The organism is Leptolyngbya sp. O-77 (assembly GCF_001548395.1).
Taxonomy (GTDB): domain Bacteria; phylum Cyanobacteriota; class Cyanobacteriia; order Elainellales; family Elainellaceae; genus Thermoleptolyngbya.
Window position 1 is genome coordinate 4,306,742 of record NZ_AP017367.1, and the last position, 15,860, is coordinate 4,322,601.

Sequence of the window (15,860 nt, forward strand, 5' to 3'; positions counted from 1 at the left end):
TGTGACATCACGAGGGGCATTTGGAGGGTGGAGCGTAGGGTGACGGAGTGGCGGGGTGTTGGGGTGACGGGGTGTTGGGGTGGCGGGGTGTTGGAGTGATGGAGTTGCGAAGTGTTGCCTTTTGGCGCAGGCCTGGTTAGGGCAGCGACTCGGCTACGGCGCGGTGGCTGGTGGAAAGCTGCGCTAGCTTGGCGGATACGTCGGGGTTATAGAGGCGCAAATAGTTCCAGTAGTTGGAAAAGACGGCTTCGACATAGCCCTTCGTTTCGGGGTAGGGAATTTGTTCAACAAAAACATCGGGGTCGCTATAGCCAAACCGCTCGATCCATTCGGCGATCGCCCCTGGCCCGGCGTTGTAGCTGGCGACGGCAAACAGGGCGTTGTTGCTGTAGGTTTCGTGGGTGTAGTTGAGATACCAGGTGCCCAGCTTGATATTGTCGTTGGGGTTTTCCAGGTCATATTGCGGCTGGTTGAGCTTGCTGGCCACCCAGCTTGCGGTTCCTGGCATCAGTTGCATTAGCCCGGTGGCCCCGGCGGAGGACACGATCTGCCGCTCAAACCGCGATTCCTGGCGGATCAGCGCCGTTACCAACAGTGGGTTGAGCTGCATCGTTTGCGACCACTGCTGAATCGGCTCGGCAAACTGAAACGGAAAGAGCGATCGCCAATAGTCGCCCTGCCGCCGCAGCGCCTGCACCTGAGGCTGCACCTCTGGCTCTGTGCGGCGCACCAGGCTAGAAATCTGGAAAATGCCCTCCAGGTTGTCGCCCACGCCCAGCCGGATCAGCCCGTCGGTAAACTGTTCCTCTACAGTCGGCGTTTTGCGATTGGTAAATTCCGTTTGCCACAGCGCCCAGGCATCTTGAAATTGTCCCAGTTGGTACAGTTCCTTCAGCGTGTCAGAGCCTGCCAGCGGCATCGGATGCGTGGCGGGCAGCTTCACTGAGGGCAGCTTTTGCCGCACGGTGGTAAAGTCGCCCACGTCCCAGCCCAGCATTGTCGCCGATCGCCAGGCGTAATAAGACTCTGGATAACGGCTGAGGACATATTCGTAGGCCTGGGAGGCTTCCTGGGTCTGTCCTAGCCGTTGCGCCCACTTGCCTACCCAGAAGGCAGCTTCGGCGGCGAGGGGGCTGTCGGGATTTTCCTGAGCCACCTGTCGCGCCAGAGTCCACGCGCCCTGGATATCACCTTGGGCAGCCTTCTCTTCGGCCAGCATCCAGCGCAGTTCGGCGGCGGCATCGGTCTTGCTGTGGTTTTCCAGGAGCATTTGGGCAACCTGGGCCGTCAGCGTTGCCTGGGCTGCGTCGGGCTTGACCAGCTTATACTTCTCTAGCAGCGCGTCGCCCGCCCGGTCGGGATATTGGCTGATCACCCGGTCGAGATGGGTGAGCTTTGCTGCGCGATCGCGCCCCAGTTGGGCCAGGCGCAGCAGCGAGGTGGGGGCTTCGGGCGAGTCGGGAAACTCGGCAACGACTTTGTTGTAAGCCGTGATTGCGGTGTCGCGGCGGCCCGCTAGCTGGGCCCCGCGTCCTTCTCGGTAGGCGTTGAGCGGGGTGCGGGGTGCTTTGGCATAGGCTTTGCCCGCTTCGCCATAGCGCTGCTTTTCCCAGTTGAGAAAGGCGATCGCCTCCCAGTCTTCTGGCTCTAGCGTGTCGGCGTAGTCTTTGGTCAAGCGGTCGAGATATTCGCCCACTTGTGGCAGATAGTGCCCATAGCGGGCAATTTGCAGCAGCAGCTCGGGCTGCTTGGGGTCTTGCTTGAGCAGCGTTTGGGCAATTTCGAGCGATCGCGGATGTGCCGGAAAGCGGGCGATCGCCCTTTGCCAATATTGCGGGTCAGCTTTGCCCAGTTCATACAGTGCCTCCACCGAGGCAGGCTTCTTGGCAAAGCGGTCTGCCAGCGCTCGCCAGGCTTCCGTCGCCTGGTCGGTTTCCCCAGCGGCAGCATGGGCCTGGGCCTGCCGCTTGAGGGCGTAGGCCGCCAGCGTCGAGTAATCCTTATCCAGCCTTTCTAAAAAGGGAACCGCAGCAGCGGCCTGTCCCTGCTGAATCAGGTCGCTGGCCAGCAGAAATCGCGCCCGCTTTTGATCGTCAGATCGCTTGCCCTGAGCCAGCAGTTGCAGTTGGGCGGCTCGCTGCTGGGGCGGCTGCGTCGCCAGGGAAAACACAGCCGATTGCGGCGTTTCGGGAATCGCCAGCGTTTCTTCCCCAGTCGGATTCTGGGCTGAATTGGAGGAGGCCTGGGGCCAAAGTCGCGTCGCGGCAGCACCCAGCAGCAGCACGGTCAATCCCGTGCCGATGGATAGCCATAGGACGTTTGCAGTTCGCTTCCGTTTCATCTTGCGGAGAATCGCTTTAGGGGTATTGGCAGGGGGCTGTTTCCGCGCTGTCTTGTTTAGCGGAGTCTTGAGCGATGGTAACCGCTTTGGCGGGGAACTTGCCACCAGGCGGGGGGCAGAACGACGACCCGGCGACGAGTGAGGCGGCTGAGGTGGTTTGGGGACGGGCGATTTTCCGGGGCGGGCGGGCGGACGTTTACCAGCAGAGCGAGAGGAGGGCGATCGCATAACAAGACCCTGGAGATGCTACAAGCGCATTCTTTTCACGAAACTTATAGCTCAAAATCCTAAAATCAGGCCCGCTTTTTTCAAAATTCAGAATTTCTACCGATGACGATCCAGAAGTTTTGTATAGCAGGAGTCGGGAGTCAGGGGTCAGGGGTCAGGACGGAACCTTAGGTTGCTTAAAGCTAGCAAGATTTCTCGTTGTCCTAACTCTTCCTTCGGTTGCTATGGCTAACAAACGCTCCCTTCCCTCACCCCCTCATCGCCTCATCGCCTCATCGCCTCATCGCCTCACCCCGTCACCCCGTCACCCCGTCACTCGTTCCCTGCCGAATCGGGATTTCAATCCGAAACAGTGCGCCCTGACCGGGTTCAGAACTGCACTCCAGAATGCCGCCGTGGCGTTCGGTAACGATTTGATAGCTAATGGACATCCCAAGTCCAGTCCCTTTGCCAACGGGCTTGGTGGTGAAGAAGGGGTCGAACAGGCGTTTTTGCACGGCTTCAGGAATACCGGGGCCGTTGTCGATCAGGTAAACCGCAACGCGATCGGGAATGATGTATTCCGTGCGGATCGTGATAGTGGGTGCATCGGGTCGATTCCCGCAGGGAAAGTGCGCTGCACCGCTTGCGCGAACGTTTTGCGAATCGCCCCATTCTCCCTTATCCAGCACATCCTCTAGCGCGTCAATCGCATTGCTGAGGATGTTCATAAATACCTGATTCAGCGAACTGGCGTAGCACTCCACTTTGGGCAGTGAGCCATACTCCCGCACCACTTCGATGGCGGGCTGACCTGGCTTGCCCTTGAGCCGATTCTGCAAAATCATCAGCGTGTTGTCGATGCCCTCATGCAAATCGACGGCTTTGAATTCCGCCTCATCCATGCGCGAGAAGTTGCGGAGCGACACAACGATTTTCTGAATGCGCTCTGCCCCAACGCGCATCGACTTCAGCAGCTTGGGCATATCTTCTAGCAAGAAGTCGAGGTCGGTGTTGCCCAGCAAGTCTTGAATGGCAGGCACTGGGTCAGGATAGTGCTGCTGATAGAGGCGCACCACTTGCAGCAGGTCTTCGGCGTATTCGTTTGCATAGTTGAGATTGCCGTAGATGAAGTTGACCGGGTTGTTGATTTCGTGAGCCACGCCCGCCACCAGTTGCCCCAGCGATGACATTTTTTCGCTTTGAATCAGTTGCGATTGGGTGCGCTGGAGTTCCCAAAGTGTGGTTCGCAATTCGTCAGTTTGTTGGCGTAGTTGGGCTTCCGACTGCTGGAGGGCTTCTTCGGCAAATTTGCGATCGCTAATGTCAAAGCGAATGGCCAGATACTTTTGCACGCGCCCGTTCTGGTCGAGCGCAGGCACGATGGTGGTAGATACCCAATAAAAATGACCCGCCTTGGCGCGATTTTTCACCTCGCCGCGCCACACCTTGCCGCTGCGAATCGTCGCCCACATTTGCTGGAAAAACTCCGGTGGATGATAGCCAGAGTTGATGATGCGGTGGGTTTTGCCGACCAGCTCTGCCTCGCTATAGCCCGAAATTTCGCAAAGCTTGTCGTTGACATAGGTGATCACGCCCTGCGGATCGGTAATGGCGATCAGGGCGGCTTGATCCATTGCAAATTGGCGAAACTGAAGCTCTTTGAGCGTCTTGAGCAGGGAATGCTCGGCTCGTTCGCGGATAAAGACAGCCTTTTGCAGTTCATCGACGGTTTCCTGGAGTTCGGCGGTGCGCTCCTCCACACGAAATTCCAGTTCTTCCTTGGCCTGGCGGAGGGCTTCTTCGGCCTGACGGCGATCGCTCACATCCATTGAGATGCCCGTCGTGCCGATGACCCGCCCCGCCTCGTCATACATCGGCGTTTTGGTCGTGCTAAACCAGCGGGTCGTGCCGTCTGGCATGGGAAGCTGTTCTTCCAGCGAGAAAGCCTGACCCGTGTTCATCACGGCCTGGTCTTCATCCTGGAACATTTGCGCCTTGTCAGTCGGCCAGAGATCAAAATCAGTTTTGCCAATCAGGGCTTCCGGGGCAATCCCTACCGACTCGGCAAAGGACTGGTTCACCACCACATGTCGTCCCTGGCGATCCTTTAGCCAGATGCGGTGGGGAATGTTGTCCAGTACCGATTTGAACAGGTGTTTTTGGCGGCGCAGTTCTTCTTCGGCGTGCTTGCGATCGGTGACATCGCGAAACGTGCCGACGACTTTGAGCGGTATACCGTTTTCGTTGTGGAGGGTGCTGCCGATATTGCGATACCAGCGGCATTCGCCGGTGCGAGTAAACATGCGATATTCCACGTCGTAGGGCGTTTGCCCTGTCGCATCCTGGATGTGGGCCAGCAGGGCTGCGGTGACCCATTCGGCATCGTCGGGATGGATGCGATCGCTCCAGCTTTCCACCCGGTCGGGAAACTCAGTGACTGTCCGAAAGCCCAGCAATTCCCGAAACTTGGGCGACCACCAGACGGGGTTATCGGGATGGTTCAAGTCGCCATTGATCAGCCCAATTTCCCACAGCCCTTCGTTGGTTGCCTGGTTTGCCAGGTCAAAGCGGGCGATCGCCGCCTCTAGCTCCGCTTCTCGCCACTTCAGCGCAGTGATGTCTTGAATCGTGCAAACCAGGTAGCAATTGCCCAGCGCGTCTTGAATTCGCGTTTTCTTAGCCAGCACGATCCGGGTCATGCCGGAGGCATCGGTCATGGATTCTTCATGAATCTGCGCCTCGCCGCTTTGCAGCACCAGCCGATCCGCCGCTTGAAACTCCGCTGCCTCATGGGGCAAGAACAGGTCTTGATCGGATTTGCCCAGAAGTTGCTCTCGCGTCAGCCCCGTAAGCTGGCAAAATGCGTCGTTGAAGTATAAGTAGCGATGCCGATCGTCTTTGACAAAGATGGGATCGGTGATGCCCTCCAGAACCGCGCTCAAAAATCCCTGAGCGCTGCCCAAGGCTGCTGCTACGGTGAGTGGATCGATCGTGCTGGAGGGGCGATCGCCAGAAAAAGATGCGTTAGATGACCGTTGGGAAGAGAGAGCCTCGTCTGGAGACATGGGTTAAATTGGCTGACTAGGTGAAACCAGATAGGGATAGATCATGAGGCGCGATCGCCAGAAAGTCGTGCCGTGGGCTGAACCCAAACAAACGAAACCATCCTAAGAACCAACCCAGACAATTTCGTGCCAGGATGATTTCTTTATAGGGTTCCCAATCTCTCCAATAAACAAAACTCTACAAACTACAGCCGGTCGGAGGATGCAGGAACATAGCGAAATCGTCACAATGATTACCCATTTCATCATTTTTTAAGGTTTCTGCCGTGCCGTTTCTCCGCCGATCTACCCGTCGCCCTGCTCCGCTGCATCCAGCTCACCGCCTGCCCGATGCCCATCCCCTCCAGCGGCTCCTGGTCTACGCCAGGGGCTATCGCCGCCAGATTTGGGCTGCCACGCTCTGCTCGCTAATGAACAAGCTGTGCGACCTGGCTCCACCCGCCCTGATCGGCATTGCGGTGGATGTGGTGGTGCAGCAGCAAGACTCGGTGCTGGCGCGGTTTGGCGTGACCAGCGTCGCCGGACAGTTGGGACTGCTGACCGCGATTAGCGCCGTAATCTGGGCGTTTGAGTCGATTTTTGAATATGCCTATGCACGGCTCTGGCGCAACCTGGCGCAAAAGATTCAGCACGACTTGCGGCTGGATGTCTACAGCCATTTGCAATCGCTGGAGATGGAATATTTTGAAAGCAACAGCACCGGGCGGCTGATGTCGATTGTGAACGACGACATCAACCAGCTAGAGCGCTTTTTGGACTATGGCGCGAACGAGGTGTTGCAAGTAGCGGCGACCGTCGTGCTGATTGGCGGGGCGTATTTTATCCTGGCTCCGGGGGTGGCGTGGCTGGCGATGCTGCCGATGCCGTTTATCCTGTGGGGGTCGATCGCGTTTCAAAAGCTGCTGGCTCCGCGCTATGCCGCAGTGCGCGAACAAGCCAGCTTGCTCAATAGCCGCCTGTCGAATAACTTCAGCGGCATTCTCACGATCAAGAGCTTCACCACCGAAGATGATGAGCTAGATCGCATCCGCCAGGAGAGCGAAGCCTATCGCCAGAGCAACGAGCGGGCGATCGCCCTCAGTTCTGCCTTTGTGCCGCTGATCCGCATTTTGATCCTGATTGGCTTTAGCGCCACACTGTTTTTTGGCGGAGTTGCTGCTGCCGGAGGCACGCTGTCGGTGGGCAGCTACAGCGTGCTGGTCTACCTGATTCAGCGATTGCTGTGGCCGCTGACGCGCCTGGGCGAAACGCTGGATCAATATCAGCGGGCGATGGCTTCGACAAATCGCGTGATGGATCTGCTGGATACGCCCGTGGCCAGTCCCCCCGGCTATCGGGCCCTGCCTACGAGCCAGGTGCGCGGCGAGATTGTGCTAAAAGACGTGACCTTTGCCTACCGCGATCGCCCGCCCGTGATCGAGCATCTGTCGCTGGAGATTCCGGCTGGCAAAACGATCGCCATTGTCGGCTCGACGGGTTCTGGCAAAAGCACGCTGGTCAAGCTGCTGCTGCGGCTGTATGAAATTCAGGCGGGCAGCATCACGCTCGACGGCATCGACCTGCGAGAACTGCAACTGCGCGACCTGCGCCAGTCTATCGGGCTGGTCAGCCAGGATGTGTTTCTGTTTCACGGCAGCGTGTGGGACAACATCACCTACGGCACGCCCCACGCCACGCCCGCCGAGGTGATCGCCGCCGCCAAAATTGCCGAAGCCCACGAGTTTATCGAGCAGTTGCCGCAGGGCTACGAGACGATTGTGGGTGAGCGCGGACAGAAGCTCTCTGGCGGACAGCGCCAGCGATTGGCGATCGCCCGCGCCGTGCTAAAAAATCCGCCCATCCTGATCCTGGACGAAGCCACCTCAGCGGTCGATAACGAAACCGAAGCCGCCATCCAGCGATCGCTCGAAAAGATTACGCAAAACCGGACGACCGTGGCGATCGCCCATCGCCTCTCCACCATCCGCAACGCCGACCGCATTTACGTCATGGAATACGGCAAGCTGGTGGAGCAGGGCACCCATGAGTCGCTGCTGGCTCAAAACGGTATCTACGCCAGCCTCTGGCGCGTCCAGGAAGGGCTGAGCCACACGCCCAAGCCCGCTTGAGCTTCCACAAATCCTTGCGTGCAAATTCTCAAGAACATTCATGAATTTTTAAGAATCGTCTTAACCGATTCACAGCTTACGCTTTCAGCGGATTTTCATAATGGGAATATCCAGGGATTGCACTCAGCAATTCTGAAAGAATTTCTCCTAATATTCGCATCCGCAAATAGGCAAAAATGGCATCTCATACGCAGTGGATTACGCTCACCAGTGCCAGCTTTCGGCATGAGGTCTTGAATGCAAATACGCCAGTTCTAGTAGATTGCTGGGCAAGCTGGTGGACTGCATTTCATCAAATCAACCCTGTTGTGTGTGGAGTGGCGATTGATTTTTCCAGGCATATTAAGTTTAGGCGACTTGATATTGCGATCGCCGAAGACTGGGCAGATTGCTACAGGATTCGAGTCGTGCCGACGCTTCTTTTCTTTAAAGAAGGACAGGTGATTGAGCGAGTTGTGGGCGGGCTACCTGAAGCTGACCTAAATCGTAAATTGACGAGCTTGATAGCGCCCAAACCGATTAGCAGGAGCTGTGTTTCCTGTCTATGAATCGCCTACCACTTCATCACTTGCCTGCTGAATTGCAGGCAGTCGCTTCGTTTCGCAATTTGGAAACTGGGCAAATTCTTTTTGATCGGGGCGAGCCTGTAGAAGCTATTTATGTTTTGGAATCGGGATATATTCAGTTGCTCAACTATACCGAAGAAGGGCTGCAAATCAATCACTACAGCGTTCGATCGGGGGAAAGCTTTGCAGAGGTTGCGCTATTTCATGAACGCTATGTTTGTACGGCGATCGCCCACCTGCCATCGCGCATATTAGTATTGCCAAAATTTGCCTTTCTCAAAGCACTTAAAGCCTATCCTGAGTTGGCTGAAACATTTATGGCTCAGCTTGCAAAGCGCTTGCATGAAAGCAAAGTTTTGCTGGAATTAAGAAGCATTCGTTCGGCTCGACGGCGTGTGCTGCACTATCTACAGCTCAACGTTCAACCAGACGGCATCACCGTAAATCTTGACGTGCCTTTGAAAGATATTGCAGACGATTTGGGACTCACACCCGAAGCCCTTTCACGCGCCCTGAAGCAGCTTCACAAAGAGGGAATCATCGCTCGGAGGAAACAAAAAGTAACGCTAAATGGCGAAAAGTAACACTCTGCAAAGAATCATCCAAACTTGATTCTAATCAAGGAGAGAAATGGATGCAATCCATAAGCTTTAGGAAGTCTTAAGGCTTTATTTAGGACTTTGCCCCCTTGCTCAAGGCATTGCTATGGACTTGCAAGATTTCCATATTCATGGGAACGATGGTCGGCTTTTGGAGTCTCTGAGTTCTCTGAGCTATCGCTCTGGGGATTTACGCCGCTATCTACACGACATTGCCTATGGTGTGAGCTGCTTGCTGCATTCTGACTGGTCGATCGTGACCATTTCTCAGGGCGAAACGGGTCAAGTTGTCGCTAGCAGCTTTGAGCAAGAAGCTGTGAAGGATATTGGGTGAGGAAGGATGCTCCACAGGCATCCCATCTCCTGCGGTGTGCCAGCATTATGGCCGGGCTTCCGGCTTTGTGACAAACTCAAGACAGGTTATTTTGCCCTGAGAAATAAGTTAAATTTGGGCATTGCCTGACTTACTGTGCAGGTTGACTGTGACAGTTTTGCAAAGTCGTTATTTAATAGGAAGTGAGCCGCGCATGAGGATGATAAACGGTGCGATCGCCCTTGGATGAGGTAGTACAAAACCTCTCGCAAGATCCCAACCTGCTTCGCATCAAGAAGTTGCTGATATACGCCAGCCAGCAGACTTGGGAGCGAGATCCGATCAAAATTCAGCAGGCAGACCTGTATCCGCTGGTGCAAGACCTGCGGGCTCAATATCCCACGCGCCAAATTCTAGAAGCGCACCTGACTGCTCTCGTCAATACGCTCAGCAAAGTGACAGAGTATACCCTGGTGGCCAATGCAGCGCTGAGTCATCTGGAGCCGCTCTATCCAGCAAATGAGTCTTTGGCGATCGCCGCTAGTCCCCAAGACTATCAGCAGGTCGCTGCCCAGTTTCAGCAAGATACCAACAGTTCCCGCATTAAAAAGCTGCTCTTTGCCGCCTGCACCCAAACCTGGGAAAATGACCCCCAGGTATTGAACCAGCACTCCCTGGTCGAATTGGTGCAGCGGCTCCACCGATTGACCGCTACGCCTCAAACCCTCGATGCCATCCTCACCAGTATCGTCCGCACGCTCAATCGCCAAGCCGAATACACTCGCGTTGCCCAGACGATTATCCACGCCTTTGTGCCGCTCTACGGCGACCTGCTAGAAGTGACCCAGGCCGATCTGGCAGTCTCCGCCTTGTCGTCCGCCGACGAAACGCGCATTCACAATTCGGTTGCGCCGCCCGCTGCACGCTCTACGTTTGGAGCATCGTCTGCCGGAGAGCCGGTAGAGCCTTCGTCTCCAAATCTCTCAGTTCCGGCTGCTAAAGGCTACCCGTCTACATCGTCCTCTCAGCCACGACTCACACTGGACGACCCGGCCCTGTGGGTTGATCTGCGGCTAACGCTAATGAAATTCAGCAATCCCCTGCGGGCAAAGCTGCTGCTATACACGGTGCTATACGAACCCCTGCCGCCGGGTCTGCAAGCCTGGACGCACTTGAAAGGCTACGATCTGGACACGCTGCTCAAGCAGGTATGGCAACAGTATTCCTCGTTCAACGCGCTCAGCGCGGAGTTGGGAAAAGCCGCTGATTTATTGGCCGATCTGGAATCCACGGGCAATCGCCCTGGCGAGTCCCGTGCCAACCCCTACCAGCCCGTTGCCAGTGCCCTCCTGCGGGCGTTTCAGCCGTTTTATCCCAGTTCAGATTTCACCCAAACCGATTTACCAGCCGCCTTCCCGGAGAATGGAGCGGGCGATCGCTCCGCCTGCCCTGCTCCCTCCAGCGACGACCCCACGGGCATTATCGGCCATCCTGAACTTGGCTAAGACAGCCTACATCCCATCACGTTTTAACCTTCATCCTCCCTTCATGACCCCCCAAGAACTGCTCCAGCGCTATGCTCAACGCGAAATCCACTTTAGCGGCGAGAACCTGGCCGGAGCCTGTCTTAGCTATGCCGATCTGATCGGGATCGACCTCAGCCGCGCCGATTTGCGCCACGCCAACCTCGCCCTCGCCTACCTCAACCGGGCAAACCTCAGCAAAGCCACGCTCGATCACGCGACCCTCAGTGGCATCAACCTCAGTCAAGCCACCCTCACGGGAGCCAGCCTCAATGATGCTGATTTGCACGGCGCAATCCTGACCGGGGCCGACCTCCGCAGCGCAGCCCTGACCTTGGCAGATCTGCTCGATGCTAACCTCAGCGATGCAGATTTGCGAAATACCGACCTGAGTGGCGCAAATCTAACGGGCGCTTGCCTGCGTGGGGCCAACCTGCGCGAAGAAAACCGCCGCTACACCGCCAACCTCCGCGGCGCAACCCTCCGCAAAGCCGACCTGCGCGGCGCAAACCTGACAGGCGCAGACCTAGCACGGGTAGACCTGCGCGAAGCCGACCTCAGCGAAGCCACCCTCCGCAGCGCCACCCTCAGCGGGGCCGACCTCAGCGGCGCAAACCTGCGCGGAGCCTTCCTCACCGAGGCGGATCTGTCCCAGGCCTACCTGCGCTCTGCCAACCTGACTAATGCCAAGCTAGAACGTGCCATCCTCACTGAAGCCGACCTCCAGAATGCGGTCTTGCGAAGCGCCATCCTGCCCGATGCCCAAATGTCTCGCGCCGAGCTACAGGACACAATTCTCGCCTTTGCCCAACTCAGCCGTGCTGACCTCAGCCGCGCCAACCTCCAAGGGGCAGACTTGCAGCACGCTCAACTCACCGATGCCTACCTGGCCAGAGCCAGCCTGATCAACGCCAATCTCAGCAATGCAAACCTGGTGCGGGCAGAACTCAGCAGCACCGATCTGGCTGGTGCAATTCTTAAAGGCGCGACCCTGCCGGATGGATCAGACGGTTCGTAATCCAGGCTTTCCCAGACGTGACTCCCAGAGCGTTACACGTTCAGGAAGTTACACGTTCAGGAATCCGTACAAGACTGCAAGACTGGCAACCCAAAATCCAAAATCCCCAATCCAAAATCGACGCTAGAACCTTCGTCCCAAAAGCCGCTGTCGCACGCCGTCCGCAATTTTCTGCCCCAGATACTCTGGAATCAGGTTCTCATTGGGCCCCAGCAGATACAGGATGAGCCGCGTCCGTCCGCGCCACACCAGCAGGTTTGCGTTGACCACCAGCAGGTCTTCCTGCCAGATCGCGTACATCACCTTGTAGAACAGCCCCGGCTGGTTGTCTGCCTCAATCAGCAGCGCAGGCAGGTGAAACACTGGGTCCACATAGAACTCGGTTTCCACCTGTTCCAGACCCGCATCCAGGTTAAACTCGACCGCCAGCATCTCTTCCACTTCAAAGCGGCCACCCAGCGCCTCACGGATAGCGCGACACACATTCTCCGCCGTCTTTTCGCTCAGCGCCTTGCCACTCCGCGCCACCACCAGCTTGATAAACACCAGCATCGGCGGATAAATTTGCCCATAGAGGCTGAGTCCGTGAATTGTCAGCCCGTAGGCCGCCAGCACCCCAAAAATATCGCTGAGCAAAAACGACTGGTTGCGATAGGCAAAATGCAGTGCGCTCTTATTGCCTTCTGGCTTGATTTCAATAACCGCCTGGCGACTTTTGTAGAGCTGATAGGCCAGGCGCAGGTTTTGAAGCTGAATCTCGCTGCTGACAAATTGCTCATAAAACTGTGGAAACGCCCGGTTAAAGCGTTTCAAGAGTTCCAGCGTCGTTGGTTTTAAGCCCGGAGCCATATCTGGGGAAAGCCCTTGTGTGCCCACATGATGGATTTTGAGTCGATTCCTGAGGCTCGATAGAACTGCTGACGGAGCATTCAGCCGCCTGAGGGTCAGGATGATCGCAATTTCGCCAGTAGGCGACGCAGTAATGCGCTTCTATCTTAGAAAACCCTAACTCTAGGTCAATCTCTCACAAATTGCACCCCTACTTTCGGTGAATTTGCGACCAGGGGCATCAAAAATGTGTTGTCAAAATGCAGCAGCCTTTTGGGGAACAAGAGAGGAACGCTATACTATGCTAATACTGCTGTCCCAATCTTTGTCTAGGCTACGCACTCGCATGGGCTTCTGGAAAAGCTTATTTACTGCTTCTGATGCTGCCGCTGCGTCCAGACCGGCCCAACCTGAGGGACAGGTGGCACCCGTGATGACGACCACTAGCGGGTCTCGGATTTTTTTTAGCACCGATCGCGAGATTGACCTCTACGAACTAGAGGAATTGTGCGATGCGGTGGGCTGGTCGCGGCGACCGCTGCGTAAGGTCAAAAAGGCGATTCAGCACAGCTTTTTGGTGGTGTCGATGTGGGAGCAGCGAGGCGCTCAGCGACGACTCATTGGCTTTTCTCGCGCTACGTCCGACCATGCCTTTAACGCCACCATCTGGGACGTGGTGGTGCATCCTGATTTTCAGGGCAAGGGGCTGGGCAAGGCGCTGATGAAGCAGGTGATCAAAAAACTCCGTAGCGAAGACATTAGCAATATCACCCTGTTCGCCGATCCGCATGTGGTGGAGTTTTATCGGCATCTGGGCTTTATGTCTGACCCGGAAGGGATTAAGGGAATGTTCTGGTATCCCGATTAAGCTTTGATATGTTTTGAGAAGAGATACGGGAAGACTAGCGCTGTTGGCGCTGTAGAAAGGGCTTTGAATGGCTTTAAGAAGCGGGCACAACTCTAGCGGCGGGTTGGGACAAGCTGACGCGCCTGTTCTACCCAGAGTGATACGTCGCCTAGGGGCGGGCAGAGATCTTGGCGCTGCATTGTGGCAATTTGCAATCGCATGAGCTGGCGGTGGAGCTTGGGCAGTGGGGTGTCTGCGAGTTGTCGGACGGAAATAATCCCGGCGTGGAGCAGCAGCCCGCAGTAGGTGCAGCCGACGGCAGGAATTCGGGCTAGGTCGCATAGGGCAGCCCATTTGTTGACGTATTTGGGATGAAGCTGGAGGTGCGCTGCCAGGTTGTGCCGCTGGGCGGGGGTTTGGGTGCGTTGCCAGAAATCCAGGGTGGTTTTGAAGCCTGCTTGGTGGAGCAAGTCCAGGTTTTCGGCGCTGAGGCCGGGGAGTTGGGCGATCGCCCAGTTGCAGGAGCGCATGGGCTGGGGCAGGGTTTCGCCAGGTTTGAGAGGCATGTTGGTGATTCTGGGGCCGTGGGATGGCTCGATGCTGAGTGTGCAGACGAGAGCAGGGCAAGCGACAGGGGGTAGTGATTCACGGAATAGCCCCAAATTCATCATGGCATGAGCGCAGGGTACGAGTAGATAGAGGCATCCCCGGAGGCGTCCCTTTGGGGGGTTAGATTGTTGCAAAATTCTAAGAATTGTTAGGAATTGGCTACAAATGGCGGTTATCCGGATCGCCAAGGGGTACTCTAGGCGGATTAAACTGTATCTAAAGATACTTTTTGCTTCTGAGGTTTACGATTTTCGCACCTCCTGGCCAGATGGCTTGCTAGACTGGCTCGCCGTTTGCTTGTGTACTGTTTGCCCTTGATTTAGACGATCTATGAAACCGACCCATCGAAGCAGCATCCATCCCGGCGAGATTGGCGGGGCGATCGCCCCGCCGTCTTGCCCACCTCCGTCGTCTGCCGCAGGGATTGCTGCTGAGTCGGAGGAGCTTGCGGATAGCCTGTACATCCCGCAGCCGCAGAAGCCTGAGTCAGCCCGCCGCGTCCGCAGTCTGAAACGCCAGCAGCAGGCCCGGGCGATCGCCGAAGGTCGCCTGACGCAAATTGGCGAAGAACTGCTGGGGTTGGCGGATGAGCTGCGATCGCTCAATCCAGACCTGTCGGACTCGCTCGACGATGCCTGGAGCGATGTGGAACACGCCCTAGAGATGCTGCTGGACGAGGCGGCCTGGTAGGAGAGGGAAACGCGGCGGCAGGCTGGCATGATTGGGAGGCTGGAAGGATTAGGAACGCTGGCTTCCACGCCTCATCACGTTCGCACGCCCTTGGCTGCAATATCCAACCAGTGCGGCAAATAGCCCCATGCCAGCGACATACTTGAGCAGGTCGGGCACAGCGGGGTTGGGAGAAAAGAAGCCTTCGATAATACCCGCGATGACCAGCAGCGGAACCACGCCGTACATCAACTGGGCGGCCTGGGTGCCGTAGCGCTTGAGCGCATCGACGCGGCGCAGCGGCCCCGGAAAGAGGAGGGCACGAGCCAGCAGCAGCCCTGCGCCCCCTGCCAGAAAAATGGCGGGCAGTTCTAGCGCTCCGTGGGGAAAGACAAAGGCCCAAAAGGGGAAGGCGAGATTGTTTTGCCCCACCATCGCGGCGATCGCCCCGATATTGATCCCGTTTAGCAGCAGAATGTAGACCGTCGCCAATCCTGCCGTGATGCCGCCCGCCGCTGCCGTAAAGGATACCTTCAGATTGTTCACCATGATATTGCTGGCGGCGTAGGGTTCCACGCCGACGATCGACCCCATCCAAAGCTCCTGGCGATCGCGCACTTGGTGAATGATGGAGCTAGGCACCATTAGTTCAATAAAGCTCGGATCGCGCCAGGAATACCACCAGGCGACCAGGGCTGCCAGCACAAACAGCGCCGTCGCCAGCACGACGTACCCCGCGCACTGCTGCACCACCGCCGGAAACCCCGATTGGTAAAACTGGCGCATCGCCTCCCACTCCTGCCGCCGCAGCCCTTGATAGACCTGGGCATAGCCGCGTGTGGTCAGCGATTGTAGCTCCTGGGTCAGGCGAGGGCTGATCTGCTGGGCGCGGGCCAGATCGCCCGACACGGCTCGATAAAGGCTGGCAAGCTGATGAATTTCCGCCGCCGTCAGCGACTTTAGCCCGCGCCGTTCCGCCTGTTGCAGCAGACGGTCGAGGTCGTTCCAGCTTGATTCTCGGCGGGCAGTCCAGCGGCGAAGGTCCATGTTGGGGTCAGCAAGTGGAGGGAGTCGGAGCGGGCAAAACGTCCGTTGGAGAACGCATCTTAGATTTCAGGAGATTGCAAAAGGGTGAAACTCTGCCGATGCGTAGACTACGATAGC

At 56.9% G+C, this 15,860-nt stretch carries 14 protein-coding genes; 9 read left to right on the forward strand and 5 right to left on the reverse strand.

The genetic code is table 11. The features are described from left to right. Nucleotides 1-136 precede the first annotated feature (136 nt). Nucleotides 137-2,341 (reverse strand): transglycosylase SLT domain-containing protein, encoded by a 2,205-nt coding sequence (locus O77CONTIG1_RS18240; protein ID WP_068513494.1) that lies wholly within the window; start codon nt 2,339-2,341, stop codon nt 137-139. A gap of 74 nt (nt 2,342-2,415) precedes the next feature. On the opposite strand from O77CONTIG1_RS18240, the gene O77CONTIG1_RS24855 reads away from it, so the two are divergent. Further along, nucleotides 2,416-2,571, forward strand: coding sequence for a hypothetical protein (locus tag O77CONTIG1_RS24855; protein WP_156435447.1), 156 nt, complete (start codon nt 2,416-2,418; stop codon nt 2,569-2,571). 294 nt (nt 2,572-2,865) lie between these two features. On the opposite strand, the gene O77CONTIG1_RS23780 is transcribed toward O77CONTIG1_RS24855, so the two are convergent. Next, a complete protein-coding gene (locus O77CONTIG1_RS23780; RefSeq protein WP_084782820.1) occupies nt 2,866-5,616 on the reverse strand; it encodes a PAS domain S-box protein in 2,751 nt (916 codons plus the stop codon). A 266-nt stretch (nt 5,617-5,882) separates the two neighbouring features. On the opposite strand from O77CONTIG1_RS23780, the gene O77CONTIG1_RS18250 reads away from it, so the two are divergent. The 6 genes from O77CONTIG1_RS18250 (at nt 5,883) to O77CONTIG1_RS18270 (ending at nt 11,743) form a co-directional block, all read left to right on the forward strand. Beyond that, complete coding sequence (locus O77CONTIG1_RS18250; RefSeq protein ID WP_084782821.1) at nt 5,883-7,724, forward strand: ABC transporter ATP-binding protein; 1,842 nt, start codon at nt 5,883-5,885, stop codon at nt 7,722-7,724. 176 nt (nt 7,725-7,900) lie between these two features. Beyond that, nucleotides 7,901-8,272: a thioredoxin family protein gene (locus O77CONTIG1_RS28455; RefSeq protein ID WP_084782822.1), complete on the forward strand. Its 372-nt coding sequence runs from the start codon at nt 7,901-7,903 to the stop codon at nt 8,270-8,272. Further along, nucleotides 8,269-8,874, forward strand: a complete 606-nt coding sequence (locus tag O77CONTIG1_RS18255; RefSeq protein ID WP_068513498.1) for a Crp/Fnr family transcriptional regulator — start codon at nt 8,269-8,271, stop codon at nt 8,872-8,874. Before O77CONTIG1_RS28455 ends, O77CONTIG1_RS18255 begins: the two co-directional genes overlap by 4 nt. A 121-nt stretch (nt 8,875-8,995) precedes the next feature. Beyond that, nucleotides 8,996-9,223 carry a hypothetical protein gene (locus O77CONTIG1_RS18260; protein WP_068513501.1) on the forward strand — a complete coding sequence of 76 codons (228 nt, stop codon included), beginning with the start codon at nt 8,996-8,998 and terminating at the stop codon, nt 9,221-9,223. Nucleotides 9,224-9,432: 209 nt separating this feature from the next. Continuing rightward, a complete protein-coding gene (locus O77CONTIG1_RS18265) occupies nt 9,433-10,707 on the forward strand; it encodes a hypothetical protein (protein ID WP_068513503.1) in 1,275 nt (424 codons plus the stop codon). Nucleotides 10,708-10,750: 43 nt separating this feature from the next. Beyond that, nucleotides 10,751-11,743: a pentapeptide repeat-containing protein gene (locus tag O77CONTIG1_RS18270; protein ID WP_068513505.1), complete on the forward strand. Its 993-nt coding sequence runs from the start codon at nt 10,751-10,753 to the stop codon at nt 11,741-11,743. 123 nt (nt 11,744-11,866) lie between these two features. On the opposite strand, the gene O77CONTIG1_RS18275 is transcribed toward O77CONTIG1_RS18270, so the two are convergent. Continuing rightward, nucleotides 11,867-12,592 carry a hypothetical protein gene (locus O77CONTIG1_RS18275; RefSeq protein WP_068513509.1) on the reverse strand — a complete coding sequence of 242 codons (726 nt, stop codon included), beginning with the start codon at nt 12,590-12,592 and terminating at the stop codon, nt 11,867-11,869. Nucleotides 12,593-13,004: 412 nt separating this feature from the next. Between O77CONTIG1_RS18275 and O77CONTIG1_RS18280 the strand changes: the two genes are divergently transcribed. After that, entirely contained in the window at nt 13,005-13,439 is a 435-nt protein-coding gene (locus tag O77CONTIG1_RS18280) for a GNAT family N-acetyltransferase (protein WP_316786785.1), read from the forward strand. A gap of 92 nt (nt 13,440-13,531) precedes the next feature. Here O77CONTIG1_RS18280 and O77CONTIG1_RS18285 read toward each other — a convergent pair whose 3' ends face one another. Beyond that, nucleotides 13,532-13,984, reverse strand: coding sequence for a DUF4332 domain-containing protein (locus tag O77CONTIG1_RS18285; protein WP_068513515.1), 453 nt, complete (start codon nt 13,982-13,984; stop codon nt 13,532-13,534). Nucleotides 13,985-14,357: 373 nt separating this feature from the next. Between O77CONTIG1_RS18285 and O77CONTIG1_RS18290 the strand changes: the two genes are divergently transcribed. Beyond that, nucleotides 14,358-14,717 carry a hypothetical protein gene (locus O77CONTIG1_RS18290; RefSeq protein ID WP_068513518.1) on the forward strand — a complete coding sequence of 120 codons (360 nt, stop codon included), beginning with the start codon at nt 14,358-14,360 and terminating at the stop codon, nt 14,715-14,717. A gap of 48 nt (nt 14,718-14,765) precedes the next feature. Here O77CONTIG1_RS18290 and O77CONTIG1_RS18295 read toward each other — a convergent pair whose 3' ends face one another. Continuing rightward, the gene (locus O77CONTIG1_RS18295) at nt 14,766-15,743 is read right to left on the reverse strand and encodes a stage II sporulation protein M (protein ID WP_068513521.1); all 978 of its coding nucleotides are present in this window, start codon (nt 15,741-15,743) and stop codon (nt 14,766-14,768) included. Nucleotides 15,744-15,860: the final 117 nt, after the last annotated feature.